At 65.0% G+C, this 1,728-nt stretch carries 2 protein-coding genes; both read right to left on the bottom strand.

Going from position 1 to position 1,728, the window contains the following annotated elements; genetic code table 11:
- Positions 1-158: 158 nt before the first annotated feature.
- The gene (ilvC, locus tag AC1D15_RS30520) at positions 159-1,175 is read right to left on the bottom strand and encodes a ketol-acid reductoisomerase (RefSeq protein WP_047511841.1); all 1,017 of its coding nucleotides are present in this window, start codon (positions 1,173-1,175) and stop codon (positions 159-161) included.
- Positions 1,176-1,233: 58 nt separating this feature from the next.
- A complete protein-coding gene (gene ilvN, locus AC1D15_RS30515) occupies positions 1,234-1,725 on the bottom strand; it encodes an acetolactate synthase small subunit (RefSeq protein ID WP_047511839.1) in 492 nt (163 codons plus the stop codon).
- Between the last annotated feature and the right edge of the window lie 3 nt (positions 1,726-1,728).

Here is a 1,728-nt window from a genome sequence, read left to right as displayed (position 1 = left end):
CATCAGCATCTGGCAGGTGGGGGTCGCCGTCGTGCACGTCGTCGCTCATGGGCCATGGGTGGAGGGGAATGGCGCGAAGGATACCGCAGCGCCTTCGTGAAAAAGGGCCGCACGCGCGCGGCGTGCAGCCCTTTCGGGTCGGCGGGCTGGTGCGCCGCTCAGTTCTTCGACTGGTCGACCAGGCGGTTCTTCTTGATCCACGGCATCATCGCGCGCAGCTGCTCGCCGACCACCTCGATCGGGTGCTCGGCCGTCAGGCGGCGGCGCGACAGCAGCGTCGGGGCGCCGGCGCGGTTCTCCAGGATGAAGCTCTTCGCGTATTCGCCGGTCTGGATGTCCTTCAGCGCCTGGCGCATCGCCTGGCGGGTCTCGTCCGTCACGATCTTCGGCCCGGTCACGTACTCGCCGTACTCGGCGTTGTTCGAGATCGAGTAGTTCATGTTGGCGATGCCGCCCTCGTAGATCAGGTCGACGATCAGCTTCAGCTCGTGCAGGCACTCGAAGTAGGCCATCTCCGGCGCGTAGCCGGCTTCGGTCAGCGTCTCGAAACCGGCCTTGATCAGCTCGACGGCGCCGCCGCACAGCACGGCCTGCTCGCCGAACAGGTCGGTCTCGGTCTCTTCGCGGAAGTTGGTCTCGATCACGCCGGCCTTGCCGCCGCCGTTGGCTGCCGCGTACGACAGCGCCAGGTCACGCGCCTTGCCGGTCTTGTCGGCATAGACGGCGATCAGGTGCGGCACGCCGCCACCTTGCGTGTAGGTCGAGCGCACCGTGTGGCCGGGGGCCTTCGGCGCGACCATCCACACGTCGAGGTCGGCGCGCGGCACGACCTGGCCGTAGTGCACGTTGAAGCCGTGCGCGAACGCGAGCGAAGCGCCCTGCTTGATGTGCGGCTCGACGTCGTTCTTGTAGACGGACGCGATCTGCTCGTCGGGCAGCAGGATCATGACGACGTCGGCGGCCTTCACCGCATCGGCGATCTCGGCGACCTTCAGGCCGGCCTTCTCGGCCTTGGACCACGAGGCCCCGCCCTTGCGCAGGCCGACGGTGACCTTGACGCCGCTGTCGTTCAGGTTCTGCGCGTGCGCATGGCCTTGCGAGCCGTAGCCGATGATCGTGACGTTCTTGCCCTTCACCAGGCTCAGGTCAGCATCCTTGTCGTAATAAACCTTCATGGTCTTCTCCAGAAAAAAACAGGTCAGTCTTGCGGGGTGAATGGATTGATCGAGACGATCAGACGCGCAGGATGCGCTCGCCGCGACCGATCCCGCTGGTGCCGGTGCGCACGGTTTCCAGGATGGCGCTGCGGTCGATCGCCTCGATGAAGGCATCGAGCTTGGACGCATCGCCGGTGAGTTCAATGGTGTAGCTCTTTTCCGTGACGTCGATGATGCGGCCGCGGAAGATGTCGGCCATGCGCTTCATCTCTTCGCGTTCCTTGCCGACGGCGCGCACCTTGATGAGCATCAGCTCGCGTTCGGTGAAGGCGCCTTCGGTCAGGTCGACCACCTTGACCACCTCGATGAGGCGGTTCAGGTGCTTGGTGATCTGCTCGATCACCTCGTCGGAGCCGGTCGTCACGATGGTCATGCGCGACAGCGAGGCGTCTTCGGTCGGCGCGACCGTCAGGCTCTCGATGTTGTATCCGCGGGCGGAGAACAACGCGACGACGCGCGACAGCGCGCCCGGTTCGTTCTCGAGCAACAAGGCAATGATGTGTTTCATGGT

It is taken from the genome of Rhizobacter sp. P2_H2 (genome assembly GCF_056403375.1).
Note: the sequence above shows the minus strand (reverse complement) of the source record. Positions and strands in the feature narration are given on the sequence as shown.